This window comes from Geovibrio thiophilus, from assembly GCF_004087915.1.
GTDB lineage: Bacteria > Chrysiogenota > Deferribacteres > Deferribacterales > Geovibrionaceae > Geovibrio > Geovibrio thiophilus.
Genome location: NZ_CP035108.1, coordinates 2,461,266 through 2,475,914 on the forward strand (window position 1 = coordinate 2,461,266; position 14,649 = coordinate 2,475,914).

At 49.8% G+C, this 14,649-nt stretch carries 12 protein-coding genes; 6 read left to right on the forward strand and 6 right to left on the reverse strand.

Going from position 1 to position 14,649, the window contains the following annotated elements:
• Positions 1 to 165: 165 nt before the first annotated feature.
• The 4 genes from gdhA to EP073_RS11415 all read left to right on the forward strand — a co-directional run bounded on the left by gdhA (position 166) and on the right by EP073_RS11415 (position 6,603).
• Positions 166 to 1,515, forward strand: coding sequence for an NADP-specific glutamate dehydrogenase (gdhA, locus tag EP073_RS11400; protein WP_128467272.1), 1,350 nt, complete (start codon positions 166 to 168; stop codon positions 1,513 to 1,515).
• A gap of 57 nt (positions 1,516 to 1,572) precedes the next feature.
• Complete coding sequence (locus EP073_RS11405; RefSeq protein WP_164885360.1) at positions 1,573 to 4,149, forward strand: PEP/pyruvate-binding domain-containing protein; 2,577 nt, start codon at positions 1,573 to 1,575, stop codon at positions 4,147 to 4,149.
• Between the two features lie 92 nt (positions 4,150 to 4,241).
• A complete protein-coding gene (locus EP073_RS11410) occupies positions 4,242 to 4,709 on the forward strand; it encodes a MarR family winged helix-turn-helix transcriptional regulator (protein WP_128467274.1) in 468 nt (155 codons plus the stop codon).
• A gap of 775 nt (positions 4,710 to 5,484) precedes the next feature.
• Entirely contained in the window at positions 5,485 to 6,603 is a 1,119-nt protein-coding gene (locus tag EP073_RS11415) for a PAS domain-containing sensor histidine kinase (RefSeq protein WP_128467275.1), read from the forward strand.
• 4 nt (positions 6,604 to 6,607) lie between these two features.
• On the opposite strand, the gene EP073_RS11420 is transcribed toward EP073_RS11415, so the two are convergent.
• From EP073_RS11420 to EP073_RS11440, 5 genes are read right to left on the reverse strand one after another with little or no spacing between them, the layout of a single operon-like run.
• Positions 6,608 to 7,723 (reverse strand): ABC transporter permease, encoded by a 1,116-nt coding sequence (locus tag EP073_RS11420; RefSeq protein ID WP_206617465.1) that lies wholly within the window; start codon positions 7,721 to 7,723, stop codon positions 6,608 to 6,610.
• A 14-nt stretch (positions 7,724 to 7,737) separates the two neighbouring features.
• Positions 7,738 to 8,856: an ABC transporter permease gene (locus EP073_RS11425; RefSeq protein WP_128467277.1), complete on the reverse strand. Its 1,119-nt coding sequence runs from the start codon at positions 8,854 to 8,856 to the stop codon at positions 7,738 to 7,740.
• Positions 8,853 to 10,571: an ATP-binding cassette domain-containing protein gene (locus EP073_RS11430; protein WP_128467278.1), complete on the reverse strand. Its 1,719-nt coding sequence runs from the start codon at positions 10,569 to 10,571 to the stop codon at positions 8,853 to 8,855. Before EP073_RS11430 ends, EP073_RS11425 begins: the two co-directional genes overlap by 4 nt.
• 2 nt (positions 10,572 to 10,573) lie before the next feature.
• Positions 10,574 to 11,554, reverse strand: a complete 981-nt coding sequence (gene hlyD, locus EP073_RS11435) for a secretion protein HlyD (protein ID WP_128467279.1) — start codon at positions 11,552 to 11,554, stop codon at positions 10,574 to 10,576.
• The gene (locus EP073_RS11440; RefSeq protein WP_164885361.1) at positions 11,551 to 12,222 is read right to left on the reverse strand and encodes a CerR family C-terminal domain-containing protein; all 672 of its coding nucleotides are present in this window, start codon (positions 12,220 to 12,222) and stop codon (positions 11,551 to 11,553) included. Before EP073_RS11440 ends, hlyD begins: the two co-directional genes overlap by 4 nt.
• A gap of 110 nt (positions 12,223 to 12,332) precedes the next feature.
• Here EP073_RS11440 and EP073_RS11445 point away from each other — a divergent pair, with 110 nt between their 5' ends.
• Positions 12,333 to 12,749, forward strand: coding sequence for an Rrf2 family transcriptional regulator (locus tag EP073_RS11445; RefSeq protein WP_128467281.1), 417 nt, complete (start codon positions 12,333 to 12,335; stop codon positions 12,747 to 12,749).
• A gap of 53 nt (positions 12,750 to 12,802) precedes the next feature.
• On the forward strand, positions 12,803 to 13,447 hold the full coding sequence (locus tag EP073_RS11450; RefSeq protein ID WP_128467282.1) for a flavodoxin family protein: 645 nt from the start codon (positions 12,803 to 12,805) through the stop codon (positions 13,445 to 13,447).
• On the opposite strand, the gene EP073_RS11455 is transcribed toward EP073_RS11450, so the two are convergent.
• Positions 13,448 to 14,584, reverse strand: coding sequence for a GGDEF domain-containing protein (locus EP073_RS11455; protein ID WP_128467283.1), 1,137 nt, complete (start codon positions 14,582 to 14,584; stop codon positions 13,448 to 13,450).
• Positions 14,585 to 14,649 lie beyond the last annotated feature (65 nt).

Consider the following 14,649-nt stretch of genomic DNA (forward strand, 5'->3'; position numbering starts at 1 on the left):
CCATTGAGATTAATAAGGATATTATTATAAACTATTTATAAACAGGGATATTATTTTTTTGTAATAATTCTTACAATTACTGTGTTTTCATGTATAATGAATCTGTCAGGAAATTTATTGATTGTTTTCCTAAAAAACAAATGTAACGGATGCAGGAGTATTTGAATGACCAGAATTATGCACGAAAAAATTGAATCCATCTACAAGCAGGTTATAGCCAGAAACCCCGGAGAGTCGGAGTTTCATCAGGCAGTGAAAGAGGTTCTGGACACCTTGGGACCAGTCCTTGTGAAGCACCCCGAGTACGCCGAACAGAAAATCATCGAGAGAATATGCGAACCCGAGCGCCAGATAATCTTCCGTGTTCCTTGGGTTGATGACAAAAACGAAGTGCAGATCAACCGCGGCTTCCGTGTGCAGTTCAACAGCGCCCTCGGACCTTACAAAGGCGGGCTGAGGTTCCATGAATCGGTTTATCTCGGAATCATCAAATTCCTCGGCTTCGAGCAGATCTTCAAAAACGCCCTTACAGGTCTCCCCATTGGCGGCGGCAAAGGCGGTTCGGACTTTGATCCCAAAGGCAAATCCGATCACGAAATAATGCGCTTCTGTCAGAGCTTCATGACCGAGCTTCACCGTCACATCGGCGAATATACCGATGTGCCCGCAGGGGACATCGGCGTGGGCGGACGTGAGATAGGCTATCTCTTCGGTCAGTATAAAAGGCTCACCAATCGCTACGAATCAGGCGTTCTCACAGGAAAAGGGCTCTGCTACGGCGGCTCCAAGGTGCGCACGGAGGCAACAGGTTACGGCGCTGTTTTCTTTGTGGATGAAATGCTGAAAACAAGAAAAGAAAGCTTTGAAGGCAAAACCTGCGTTGTTTCAGGTTCAGGAAACGTTGCCATCTACACCATAGAAAAAATTCACGAACTCGGCGGCAGGGTCGTTGCACTTTCCGATTCCGGCGGCGTGATTTACCATGAAAAGGGCATAGACCTTGAGCTTGTTCAGCAGCTTAAGGAAGTTGAAAGAAGAAGAATAAAGGATTACTGCGCATACCACAAGGACGCTGTCTACCGTGAAAAAGGCAACATATGGGAGATACCCTGTCAGGTTGCCATGCCCTCCGCCACTCAGAATGAGCTTAACGGCAAAGACGCGCAGATACTCGTCAAAAACGGTCTCCTCGCCATAGGTGAAGGCGCCAACATGCCCACCACCCCCGAAGGCGTTAAGGTGTTCATTGACTCGGGCATTCTCTACGGTCCCGGCAAGGCTGCAAATGCCGGCGGTGTAGCCACATCCGCCCTTGAGATGCAGCAGAACGCAAGCCGTGACTCATGGAATTTCGAGTATACGGAAGAGCGTCTGCGTAATATAATGAAGAATATCCACACGGACGTAATGACCGCTGCGGACGAATACGGCTCACCCGGGAACTATGTGACAGGCGCGAACATCGCAGGCTTCAAAAAAGTCGCCAACGCTATGCTCGCCATGGGAATCATATAACTTAAAACATCCAAGGGGAGGTCTTTCACGGCTTCCCCGAACCTTTTAAGGATGCGGATGAACGCTAAGCAGGAAAGGGTAAAAACCGGTCTCAGCGGGCTGGATTCTGTTATCGACAGCCTCCGCATCGGAGACAATGTGGTGTGGAATGTTCCGTCCTTTGCGGAATACGCGGCATTCGTGCGCCCTTTTATCCGTCAGGCGCAAAAAGACGGCAGAAAGCTCTGCTATATCCGCTTTGCCGACCACCCTCCTCTTATCGAGAATGACGAAGCTGAGGTTTTCAGCCTTGAGGCGGACATAGGCTTCGGTCAGTTCGCCGAACATGCCTGCCGTATAATAAAGGCTCAGGGCAGGCGCACCTTCTATATTTTCGACTGTCTTTCGTATCTGCTCTCCTCATGGGCTTCCGACAACTCAGTGGCAAACTTCTTCCGCATAATCTGCCCCTATCTCTACAAGCTTGATACCGTGGCGTTTTTCGCAGTCTACAAAAACCATCACTCCTTTGAAACCATCAGCCGCATACGTGAAACCACACAGGTAATGATTGAACTCTACAATGACGGAACAAGCCTTTATGCCCACCCTCAGAAGGTTTTTGAACGCACAAGCCCCACAATGTTCCTTCCCCACAGGTTTGACAATGCTGAGGTTTTCACCCCTGTGAAGAACAGCCTTGAGGCAACAAGCCTGTTCCGCACACTCTGCACTGCGCCGGGAGCCGGCATAAGACGGGCAATGGACGCTTGGGACAGGGAATTCATAAGGGCGGAGGCTCTCCTCGGCACTAACAAGGAAACTGAAAAAAACGCGGCGAAGGAGAAGCTGGTCAGCATGCTCATGGGAAAGGATCAGCGGATAATCTACCTCATAAACCGTCATTTCAGCCTGTCCGATATGCTGGAGATAAAAAACCGCATGATAGGCACAGGCTGCATAGGGGGCAAATCCGTCGGTTTTCTTCTGGCGAGAAAAATTCTTGATAACAGGCAGGGCAGACCATATGAAAAATACATGGAACCTCATGATTCCTTCTACATAGGCTCGGATGTCTTCCACTCGTTCATAGTCCACAACGGCTGGTGGGGGCTCCTTATGGAACAAAAAACCCCCGAAGGCTATTTCAGGGCGGGCAGCAGACTTGAGAGGCTTTTCCCCGAAGGCGGGCTTCCTCCCGAGATAAAATCAAAGATAAAGGAGATGCTGGACTATTTCGGTCAGTACCCGATAATCATACGCTCAAGCAGCCTTCTGGAAGACGGTTACGGAAACGCCTTCGCAGGTAAATACGAAAGCTTCTTCTGCTCCGTCATGGGCACTCCTGAGGAACGTTATGAAGACTTCTTCCGCTGCATGAAGCTCATATACGCCAGCTCCATGAGCAGAGACGCTCTTGAATACAGACGCAGCAGAGGGCTTGAGGAAGCGGATGAACAGATGTCGCTTCTGGTGCAGAGAGTGTCGGGCAGCTATCAGGATCACTTTTATTATCCCCATGCCGCAGGAGTGGGGCTGTCGTATAATACTTATGTATGGAACAGAAACATAGATCCTGAGGCGGGAATGCTCCGCATAGTCATGGGGCTGGGAACAAGAGCTGTAAACAGGGTGGAAGGAGATTACCCCCGGATAGTTTCCCTCTCCGACCCTGAACTGATCCCTCTTTCCGACATACACAACAAAATGCGTTACTCACAAAGGGATCTTGATGTTCTGGATGTCCGCAGGGAGGGCAAGCACTGCGTGTCACTCATGCAGATAACTAAGGGGGAGCTGAACTTTGACCTCAACGAATTCGCCCTCAGAGACTTTGAAACCGAACGCCGGCTTGAGGAGCGGGGACGGCTTAAACAGCATATATGGATACTCACCTTTCAGAAGCTTCTGCGGGGCTCCTTTCCGGAAGTCATGAAAAATATGATGAATATTCTTGAGGCTGAATATAAAAATCCGGTAGAGATTGAGTTCACCCTCAATTTCACCGAAGGCTCCGAATATGTGATAAACCTTCTGCAATGCCGCCCAGTACAGAAAAGCGCCCGAAGCGGCGCGGCGCACAAGCTCGGGGATACGCAGCACAACAGGATCCTGCTGGAGTCAAACGGTCATTTCATGGGCGGGAACGTGCATATGCCGGTTCACTGGCTTGTATTTGTGGACGCCGAAAAATATTCAGCCCTGAGCCTCACGGACAAATACACCACAGCAAAGACAATATCAATAATAAACAAAAGCATCCGTGCCCTCGGCAAAAGCGCTGTCCTTTTCGGTCCGGGCAGATGGGGCACAAGCACCCCCTCCCTAGGTGTGCCGATTGTTTTCGCCGATATAAACAGCTTCGCCGCAATCTGCGAAATGGAGTATGACGCAGGCGGGCTCTATCCTGAGCTCTCGTTCGGTTCGCACTTTTTTCAGGATCTGGTGGAAAACGGCACATTCTACATGGCTCTCTTCACGGGAAAAAGAGAAAGCGTAATAAATTTTGATGAAATAGCGCGTTTTAAGGAAATATCCGGAACGATTATAGAAGCAGAAGCGCATGTGACTGATGCAATTAAAATTTATGACACCGGAGGGAGAGCTTTCCTCAACTCCGACATAGAAACCCAGAAAGCCGTCATACTCGCCTGAGCCTATCCGTGAGACTCTTTGCACTTCTTAACAATCACCCATAAAGAAATGTGCCATATTATTCCTTAGCAAGCAAAGGGAAGGTGGAATTTATGGAGCGAAAACTATTTCTGCATCTGTTTTTAAACATTTCAAAGCTTCTTGAAGACCGGATCCGTGAAGACCTTGACCCAATGGGCATCTTCCACGGACAGGGGAAAGTTCTTGCCGAGTTATACAAGAATGACGGCATGACTCAGATAAGCATAGCTAAAACCTTGGGCATATCACCCGCCACTGTCACCAACATGGTGAAAAGAATGGAATCGGGCGGACTGGTTAAGCGCCACAGCGACAAACACGATGACAGAGTAATCCGTGTTCACCTCACCAAAGAGGGGAACAGGTCGGCGGAAAAAGTTATCGAAGTATGGGAAAATATTGACAGCTATATAAGAACTCTTATGCCTGAAACCGATCTTGAATCACTCCACAAGGTTCTGAACAAGGTCAAATTCGGTCTGGGCGGAGCGGATGAGGGATGCGAATCCGGCTGTAGGGAATCAGTTTTACAGTCCTGACTTGATAGCAAAAATCCGCACATCCTGTCGGATTTTTGCACACGCTCGCGGCGGGATGAACCCGCCTTCGCTTCGCACGGCGCAGTTCCTTCCATGGAACTGTCTGCGTAATTACTAACCCTGAAAGGGTGAAGCAACCTCTCGTCTTGATAACATCAAACCGTACATCCTGTCGGATTTTTGCACACGCTCGCGGCGGGATGAACCCGCCTTCGCTTCGCACGGCGCAGTTCCTTCCATGGAACTGTCTGCGTAATTACTAACCCTGAAAGGGTGAAGCAACCTCTCGTCTTGATAACATCAAACCGTACATCCTGTCGGATTTTTGCACACGCTCGCGGGTGAATAAATCGCCCTTCGCTTTGTAGGGCGCAACTCCATCAATGGAGTTGTTGATGTTGATCATCGGCGTTTAATGCACTGCCGAATATCATATCTGTCAGAGCTATACAAAGTTCGATATTCATAGGAATTTCAGATGCCCGCAAGCGGCAGGCAGGCAAAACAGCATCACAAACAGAAAGATCTATACACAAAAGTGCTTATTATAAAACAACTTTTACTTCCCGAAGCAATCCTGTACATCTGATCAGCAGCAGTTTTTATTTTCTCTCATCCGCACTTTCTCCACGCTTTGTTATTTGTTGCCTGTGGGCAATAAGTGTGTTAACTTAGTTACATACTTATAAATAGTGACTGACAGTAACTATAAATATGTATAATTACATCTGATAACCAAATAAAGGCTGCTGCCTTAAATTTGAGAAGGGGAAAAATGTTTATTAAAGCTGACCTGCACAGGGTGTTTGACGGAGTCCCGGTTGCTGTTCATTCCATTAATCCCGAAGGCGTTTTTGAATACGTCAACGCCAAATGGCTTAATCTCTTCGGCTATATGGAATCTGAAGTCCTCGGAAGGCATTTTGCTGATTTACTTCATTCTGATTACAAAACTAAGGCAATAAAGAAATTCAGGGAATTTGCGGAGAAAGGAGAACTGGAAGAACTGCAAATGAAATTTATCAAAAAGGACGGCGGTGAACTGAAAATATCCATACAGTCATTCGCAGTTTATGATGATAACGGTTCCTTTGTCCGTTCGTACGCATTTCTGGAGCCATGCAGAGTCCAGCCGGAGCGGGCTGATGAATATCCGGCGCCCTCCTCGGCTGATGTAAAAAATGAGTTCGTGAACGAGCTGCTTGCAGCCATATCCCACCACTGGCGTCAGCCGCTGAACGCCCTCGGGCTGAACATACAGAACCTTTCCGAATCGTTCTCATCCTCCGAACATGAGGAAATGTTTAAAGAGTTCGAGACCCTCAGCATGTCGATAATACTGGAAATGTCCGAGACAATAGATAGCTTCAAAGATTTTTTCAAGGTTCATGAGGAAGGCTGGTTCACGCTGGCTAAGGCTGTTGAGCAGACCTTATGTATGTATGATTCGCTGCTTAATGAATCCGGCATAACAGTCTGCGTCACATGCAACTGCGAAGAAGGACAGACGACCTTCACTGCCGATCATAAACCTCTTTGCGGAGGCTTCTGCAAGCTGGCGGCGGGAAGCGAGATCAACTTCAAGCAGGTGATGATGCACCTTCTGAGCAATGCCGTAAACGCCATCAGACGCTCCGGACAGATCCGCGGAAGAATAGCGATAAACATAGCAAACTACAAAAACAGGAAGACTGTTGAGATAACAAACAACGGCGGCGGTATAAGCGAAGACATTCTGGAGAGAATCTTCGAGCCCTATTTTACCACTTCCGAAGTGGGACAAAACAAGGGACTGGGGCTTTATCTGGCAAAAACCCTTGTGGAAAAATCCCTTAACGGAAGCCTCATCTGCTCCGCTGAAAAAAGCACTACCACATTTACCATTGTGATGTAGCAGTCTATTCCAGCCGCCGTCTGAACAGAGCTCCGGCAAAAGCAAGGCAGGCGGCGGCGATAGCTGCAACGGGCAGAGTGTTCGCAAGCACATTCGCCGCGCTCATGTCTTTCAGGTAGATCCCTTTCAGCACAATGAGGAAGTGCTTCAGCGGATTAACCTGCATTAAGGTCTGAAGCCACGGAGGCATGTTCTCAAACGGTGAGGCGAAGCCGGACAGGGCAATTGCCGGAACCATGAATACAAAAGCGCCCAGTATCGCCTGCTGCTGGGTTTTCGCAAGAGAAGAGATGAAAAGCCCTATCCCCGTTACGGAAAGAGCGAATACGAACAGAGCAGCATAAAGCATCAGAACCGAGCCCCTGAACGGTATTCCGAAGATGAAATAAGAAAACAGAAGAATAAAGCTTCCCTGAGTCATCCCCACAGCCATGGGCGGAACGGTTTTCCCTATGAGTATCTCCCACGGCATGAGCGGTGACACCAGAAGCTGATCAAATGTTCCCTGCTCCCTTTCTCTGGCGACCGAGAGCGAAGTAAGCACCAGAGTCCCCACCATTGTGAGTATTCCCATCAGCGAAGGAACAATAAACCACATATAGATAAGGTTTTCATTATAAAAACTCCGTCCGCTCACCACGGCGGGAAGCGGTGCAGCGCCCGCCTTTTCTCTCAGCTCATCGGAATATTGATTAATCACAGAGTTTATATAACCCATGACAATCTGCGAGGCGTTGGACTTGCGCCCGTCCAGAAGCACCTGAATCTTCCCCTGCTCCCCCGCCTCTATCCTGCGGGAGAAGTCCTGCGGAATGCTCACAACTGCGAGCACCTTCTGTTCGTCCGCAGCCTTTACCGCCTCTTCCGGACTGTTGAGGAAAATCATGCGGCTGAATGTTTTTGAGCCTGCAAACCTCTGCACCAGCTCATAGCCGTGCTTTCCTCCGTCAAGATTGTATATGCCGAGGGCTACATTCTTCACCTCAAGCGTTGCGGCGAAAGAGAATATGAAGAGCTGAATAGTCAGAGGCGCTATGAGCACAATGCGGCTTTTCGGATCACGCCATATGGCATGTATCTCTTTTATCATCAGCGCTTTTATTCTTACTATCCTGTTCATTTTCATGCCCTTCCTCAATCGAGAGTCTTTTTTGTTTTCGCCGCGATTATAATGAAAAATACCGAAGCAACGGCGGCTATGGCGGCGGTGTTGGCAATCAGCAGACTCCGCACATTCCCTGCCAGAAAGAGAGTCTGGAGAACCGTCACAAAATAACGCGCGGCGAAGAGGTACGTCAGCCCCCTTATCGCTGCGGGCATGGAGCTGATCTCAAAGATGAAGCCCGACAGCATGAACGCCGGCAGAAAAGCGCTGAGAAGAGCAATCTGCGCAGCCACAAACTGATTTCTCGCAAGGGTCGATATAAGAAGCCCCTGTCCCAGAGAAGCAAGCAGGAACACGGCGGAAACACCCGTGAGAACCATAAAGGAGCCCCTGAATGGAACACCATATAAGAAGACAGATACAAAAACACACAGAGCCATGGAGCCCATGCCGAGGATAAAATACGGAATAAGCTTCCCGAGAATTATCTCAGGGACTGTCACCGGTTTTGCCATCATCGCCTCCATCGTTCCCCGCTCCCACTCTCTGGCGACAACAAGGGAGGTAAGCATGGTTCCGATCAGAGTCATGATGATAGCGATGGAGCCGGGCAGGAGAAAGTTACGGCTTTTGAGCTCCGGATTAAAGAGAAAGCGGGGCTCGGCGGCAAGGGGCATGCGGATTTCAAGCCCGTTCTCCTGAGCATACTGTAAAAGCCACGTCTGCCATATTCCCGACGCATAGCTGTGAACGAACGAGGCCGTATTCGGTTCGCTGCCGTCCGCAATTACCTGAATAACAGCGCTTTCTGATTCAAGGGCGGATTTGGCGCTGAAATCCTGCGGAATGATTATTATCCCTCTTATCCTGCCTGCGTCCAGTTCAGGAATAAGCTCTCTTCTGTCGTTTGCGGTGTGCGCATTGAGAAACTTTGAGCTGATGAAAGCGGCGGCAAGCCGATCGGCATCAGTCCCGTGCCCCTCCATGGCAATACCTATATTTATCCTTGTAGTGTCAAGATTTATGCCGTTTCCGAAGATGAAGAGAAGAACAAACGGCAGAACAAACGCGATAATTATCGAGCTGGGATCTCTGACTATCTGATAACTTTCCTTTTTAACAAGGGCACCCACCCTGCGGAGATTCACAGCTTCCTCCCTTCGTCAAAACGCTTTATCAGCTCTATGAAAGCATCCTCCAGAGACGGGGAAGGCAAAACGCCCGAACGGACAGACTCCTTAAGCTGATCCGGTGTGCCGGAGGCTATGTTCTCGCCTCTGTAGATAAGCCCTATACGGTCGCAGTATTCCGCCTCATCCATAAAATGGGTAGTGACCATCACCGTAACCCCCTTTTTTACCATACCGTTGATGTGATTCCAGAACTCGCGCCTTGTAACAGGATCCACGCCGGAGGTGGGCTCATCAAGAAACAGCACGTCCGGCGAGTGCATCACCGCGCAGGCAAGTGCAAGCCTCTGCTTAAAGCCCAAGGGGAGCGTGTCGGCATTCACCGAACGGTATCGTCCGAGATCAAAAATCTCCGTCATCTCATCCGCCGCTCTTTCCGCCTCCCTTCCCGCAAGTCCGTAGACACCGGAGAAAAAGCTCAGGTTCTGCCGTACACTCAGATTGCCGTAAAGAGAAAACTTCTGCGCCATGTAGCCGATGCGGGATCTGGCGGCGGAGGTTGCGGTCTTAAGATCCAGCCCCGTCACATGTGCGCTTCCGGAGGTGGGCTGAAGCAGCCCGCACATCATCTTAAAGGTGGTTGACTTTCCGGCGCCGTTGGGACCGAGAAGTCCGAAGATCTCCCCTCTTCTTATGGCAAAGCTGTTGTCACGCACAGCGGTAAAATCACCGAAACGCTTGGTGAGCCCAAGCGCTTCGATCACTGCGCCGCTGTTTTCCGGTTTTTCATTCATCATATCCGCCAGAGGGGAATGTCCGCCCGGACCTCCGCCGAGTCTGTCTATGAAACCGTCCTCAAAGGACGGAGCGGCAGGCTCCGCATGGATCGAATCTGGAACCTGCGGCATTGGCGCGTCTTTTTTCAGAACAATTCTTATTCCGCTGCCCTGTATTATTCCGTCCGCCACCTCCGCCTTATTCAGAAGCTCCGTAAGAACGGAACGCTTTTCAGCGGCGCACGCTCCGCGAAAAATGAATACACGCCCCTTCATATCCGCCAGAAGTGCCGAAGGTCTGCCTTCAAACAGCATCCTCCCCTCATTCAGCAGGATCACGTCATCGCACTTTTCCGCCTCATCCAAGTAAGCAGTTGACCACACAACCCCCATGCCTCTGTCCAGAAGTGCCTTAACCATCTTCCACAGCTCACGCCTTGATATGGGATCAACCCCGACGCTGGGCTCATCCAGCAGGAGAAGCTCAGGCTCACCGAGAAGAGCACAGGCAAGCCCCAGCTTCTGTTTCATGCCGCCGGAAAGCCTTCCGGCGAGCCTGTTCGTAAACTCCCGCAAAGCTGTAAATTCAAGGAGTCTGCGGAAGCTTTCCCCACGCTTTCCCTTTTCCAGCCCGCAGAGATCAGCGTACAGATTCAGGTTCTCCTGAACTGTAAGGTCTTCATAAAGTCCGAATTTCTGGGGCATATAACCTGTGATCTCCCTGATCTCCGGCGCATCGGTGACAGCGTTCATGCCTTTGACCGTGACCGTGCCGCTGTCTCCGTGCAGAAGCCCGATCATGTGGCGCATAAGGGTTGTTTTACCTGCTCCGTCCGGTCCCACAAGCCCTGTCATGCGTCCTCTGAATATTTTCAGGGAGATATTGTCAAGGGCGGGAGCGGTGTCTGCTGCAAAGCGTTTGGTGAGGTTTTTGACCTCCGCCAGAAGTTCTTCCATATCTATTCCGCAAGTTTCACAGTAACAGGCATTCCCTGCCGGAGAGCTCTGTCGGGATCATCAACGGTAATACGCAGACGGTATACAAGGTCAGTCCGCAGAGCTGTTGTCTCCACGCTTTTCGGCGTGAACTCAGCCTGAGGAGAGATAAAGCCTACCTGCCCGGTGTATGGCTTATCCGGATTTGTATCCGTGTATATTTCAGCCTTCTGCCCCGGGTGCACACGCCCTAACTGGGGCTCGCTGACATATGTCCTCACCCATACGGGGCTGTCCAGAGCGACCGTATAAACCGCGGCGCCGGACGCTATCACAGAGCCTTTTTCCCTTACACGGGTCAGTATGGTTCCGTCGGACGGTGAAATTATTTCAGTATCCGCCAGTGATGTTTCAGCCGATTCCACAGAAGCGGCGGCAGCGTTGTATTCGGCTTCCGCAGATTTAATGTCCTCATCCCTGTAGCCCGCCAGAGCAAGCTCAAAGGATTTTTTCGCCATCGTAAGCCTTGCCCTTGCCTCATCTCTGGCGGCAAGTGACTGATCATGAGTCTGAGCGGACACGGCACCGAGCTTAAAGAGCTCCGCCTGCCGTTTATACGTCTGCTCCAGATTGATGAGCGTAGCCTCACGCTCGCTCACCTGAGCCCTAGCCTCTTCTATCTCCTGCGGACGCAAGCCTTTCGAGAGCTTGGCAAAGTTAGCCGCTGCCGCTTCAAGGCGTGCTGCCGCCACTGCAAGCTGATCCTCATAGGGTTTTTTATCCAGAACGGCGAGAAGTTCTCCCGCCTTCACCCTGTCGCCCTCTTCAAACATAAGCTCCGCAACCCGCCCCGAAACACGGAAGCCGAGGGCTACATCCCTTATGTCTACATTGCCGTAAAGGGTGAGAACGCCTGCTTCCTTCTGCTGTCCTGCGCTGTAAAACAAGAAGCCCGCTCCGGCAGCTGCCAGCACCAGAATTATTATAACTATTCTCTTCTTCATGGTTCAGTCCCGTATATTTCAGCATCCAACGTTGAAACAGCCATAGCGGGAAGAAGCATATCAAGCAGACGAAGGTGCTCCTCCGTATAGTCATCAGTTCCGAGTCTGCGCAGCGCCGTCTCTCTGGCGGAAAGGAATACCAGTACACTCCCTATGACGGCATGAGCCCTGAGATGAGCCTCCGCGCTGTCCGGCTCAATTCCCGTTCCGGCGGCTATAATGCGGCTTAAAAGCCCGTGCGCTTCCTTCATAACCGATTCATACAGAATATCAAACGCCGCCGTCGGCTTAGCCTGCTCTCTGAGGATTATGAGCGACCAGCGTCTTGGACCCTCCGATTTTATCATCATATTCATCAGCCCCGTGACTGCCTTCTTTATACATACTGCCGCTACCTCTCTGCCGGCGGCGCTTTTCTCAAACTCTTTCCGTATTTCCGCCGCAAGCGGGTTGATGTACCCGCCTATGCTTTCGGCAATATGCACCACCGCCGCACGGTAAAGCCCTTCCTTCCCGCCGAAATAATACTGAATGGCGGAGATGTTCGCCCCTGCCTTTTCGGCTATCATCCTTGTTCCCGTGGCGGTGAATCCGTGCTCCCCGAAGAGCTCTATCCCCGCTTCAATGAGGCTCAGTTTTGTTCTTTCGCCTTTATTCTTTTCTTTCATTTCGTTGCCCCGTATATTCATAATCATATTTTAAATCAATCGATTGATTTAATCAAGACTGCATGCAAGATTTTTCTTGCCTTTTATTTTGTTACTATTAAAATAACAATATGACTTCAAAAAATATCCAGTTTTCAATAGCAGTGCACATAATGACGGGTCTCGGCTTCCATGCCGGCGAATTTGTCTGTTCCTGTGATCTGGCAAGGAGTGTCAACGCCTGCCCGAGCTTCGTCAGGCGGATTATCTCCAAGCTTTCAAAGGCGGGGCTTGTGCGCACCACTAGGGGCAAGAACGGCTCCTGTGCACTGGCGAAGGAACCGGAATCCGTCACCCTGCTCGACATATACAAGGCTGTAGAGGCACCTAAGGCGTTTGCTGTTCACGCATATCCGGTTCAGGAAGCATGCGCGGTGAGCTGCAACATGAAGCCCGCTCTGGAAAAAATCCTCGATAACGCTCAGAAATCTTTTGAGGACAACCTGAAACAGACCAGACTTTCAGAGCTTGTTTCTCAGGTAAGCTGATTTTTTTTGTGAATAATTGTTACTTTAAAAGTTACAAATAAAAGGAGGAACAAATGAAAGTAATCGCATTTAACGGAAGCCCCAGAAAAAACTTCAGCACGGCGCTTCTGCTCCGGAAAGCTCTGGAAGGCGCAGAAGCGACCGGAGCGGAAACAGAACTTGTGAATCTTTACGACATTGACTTCAAGGGCTGCGTGAGCTGCTTTCTCTGTAAGGTGAGAAACGGAAAAACATACGGCAGATGCGCCCACAGGGACGGCATACTCCCCTATCTTGAGAAGGCTGCGGAAGCGGACGCAGTCATAATCGGTTCGCCCGTTTATCTCGGCAGAGTGAGCGGAGAAACCGCCTCGTTCCTTGAGCGTCTCGTTTTCCCTTTCATATCATACGCCGACTACAGAACACTGGCACCTAGAAAATCTGCAACAGCAATGATTTACGCAATGAACGTAACCGAACCGGAAAAGAATGAGTATGAATATGACACACACTTCCGCCTGAATGAAAGCTTCATGAAAAGAACCTTCGGCTCATGTGAAACCCTTTGCAGCTTTAACACGCTTCAGGGAACAGAGAAGGATTACGAAAGATTCGAGCTGAGAGGAACAATCGAAGAAAAAATGCAGTACCGCAGCGAACATTTCGACAGCGATCTGAGGAAGGCATTTGAACTGGGAGGAAGACTCTGCCGCGTCTGATTAAATTACCGGTCTGACGCAGTTTCTCCCGCTGCGTTTAGCCTCGTACAGATACCTGTCCGCTTCCTTCAGTATATCTTCCGCTGTGGTTCCCCTGCCGGACTGCGCAGTACCGAAGGAAGCGGTGATGCTCACGGCGTCGGCGAAACGGGCGCACTCTATGATTTCACGGAGCTTTTCCGCAATGCGGAGTGCTGACACCCTGTCCGTATCCGGCAGAAGGATAACGAACTCCTCTCCGCCGAACCGTGCGAGCATATCATTCCTGCGTATATTTTTTCTGAGCAGATCCGCAACGCCCACAAGCACCTTGTCCCCTGCGTCATGCCCGTAGGTATCATTAACGTTTTTAAAGTAGTCCAGATCTGCTATAATCAGCGAAAATTTTCTGTTCATGAGCTCATTCATTTTTATCTGCTCATCCAGAACATCGTTCAGCATCAGCCTGTTAAAAACACCGGTGAGCGGATCGACAGAGGCTATATGCTGGTATCTGTCAATGTCCGATTCATACAGTATTTTTTTGCTCTCCTCGTGCATCATGTAATAAACAATATAAATGAGAGAGATAAAGAAGATGCCCGCCGCCGCGTTTGCAACAAAAGCTATCCTGTCAAGACGTGAGGTAATCATATAATAAAACGGCACGCTCTGCTTTACGCGCAGATACAGACCATTATCCGCTTTATGGAGAGATTCGTGTTTTGAATCCAGAAAAAAATTCACGTTTGAAGAGTTTTCCCCCGAATCAAGCGCGTTTCTCTCCGCTTCCCGCAGTTCAGGGTACCTCACGGAGTCTATTTCAACAACCGTAAAGCTGTTTATAGCCTTGAACATCTGCTGAGCCTTGCCAACAGGAGAGGACGCGACTATCTCTCTGTAGTACTCCTGTTTTTCGGCGGCTTCCTCATCATTCACATAAAAGTGTGTGTCATCTGTTATTCCGCCGTACTTAACCACTTCAAACAGCAATACGCTGTTTCTCTCAATATGTTTCAGAAACAGTGACTTCATCGAAGCAAACGAAATATTAAGGAGAAAAACAAGAATTATTATAGAGAAAGAGGCTGTTGCTGCGTAACTGTATCTTTTGTGCTGTTTCAGCAGGTAAAAACTTTTAAACATCTCGCCAAGCATATGGCTTATCCTGAAACTATCATTGTTTCCGATAGCATGTTTTCGGAAATCGTTCAGAAATGTTA

Excerpts from the sequence above, each read along its gene's own strand:
- EP073_RS11450 (WP_128467282.1), top strand. The coding sequence starts at position 12,803 with ATGAAAGTAATCGCATTTAACGGAAGCCCCAGAAAAAACTTCAGCACG.
- EP073_RS11420 (WP_206617465.1), bottom strand. The coding sequence starts at position 7,723 with ATGAACAGGATAGTAAGAATAAAAGCGCTGATGATAAAAGAGATACAT.
- EP073_RS11455 (WP_128467283.1), bottom strand. The coding sequence starts at position 14,584 with ATGCTTGGCGAGATGTTTAAAAGTTTTTACCTGCTGAAACAGCACAAA.
- hlyD (WP_128467279.1), bottom strand. The coding sequence starts at position 11,554 with ATGAAGAAGAGAATAGTTATAATAATTCTGGTGCTGGCAGCTGCCGGA.
- EP073_RS11410 (WP_128467274.1), top strand. The coding sequence starts at position 4,242 with ATGGAGCGAAAACTATTTCTGCATCTGTTTTTAAACATTTCAAAGCTT.
- EP073_RS11415 (WP_128467275.1), top strand. The coding sequence starts at position 5,485 with ATGTTTATTAAAGCTGACCTGCACAGGGTGTTTGACGGAGTCCCGGTT.
- EP073_RS11440 (WP_164885361.1), bottom strand. The coding sequence starts at position 12,222 with ATGAAAGAAAAGAATAAAGGCGAAAGAACAAAACTGAGCCTCATTGAA.
- EP073_RS11445 (WP_128467281.1), top strand. The coding sequence starts at position 12,333 with ATGACTTCAAAAAATATCCAGTTTTCAATAGCAGTGCACATAATGACG.
- EP073_RS11430 (WP_128467278.1), bottom strand. The coding sequence starts at position 10,571 with ATGGAAGAACTTCTGGCGGAGGTCAAAAACCTCACCAAACGCTTTGCA.
- EP073_RS11405 (WP_164885360.1), top strand. The coding sequence starts at position 1,573 with ATGAACGCTAAGCAGGAAAGGGTAAAAACCGGTCTCAGCGGGCTGGAT.
- gdhA (WP_128467272.1), top strand. The coding sequence starts at position 166 with ATGACCAGAATTATGCACGAAAAAATTGAATCCATCTACAAGCAGGTT.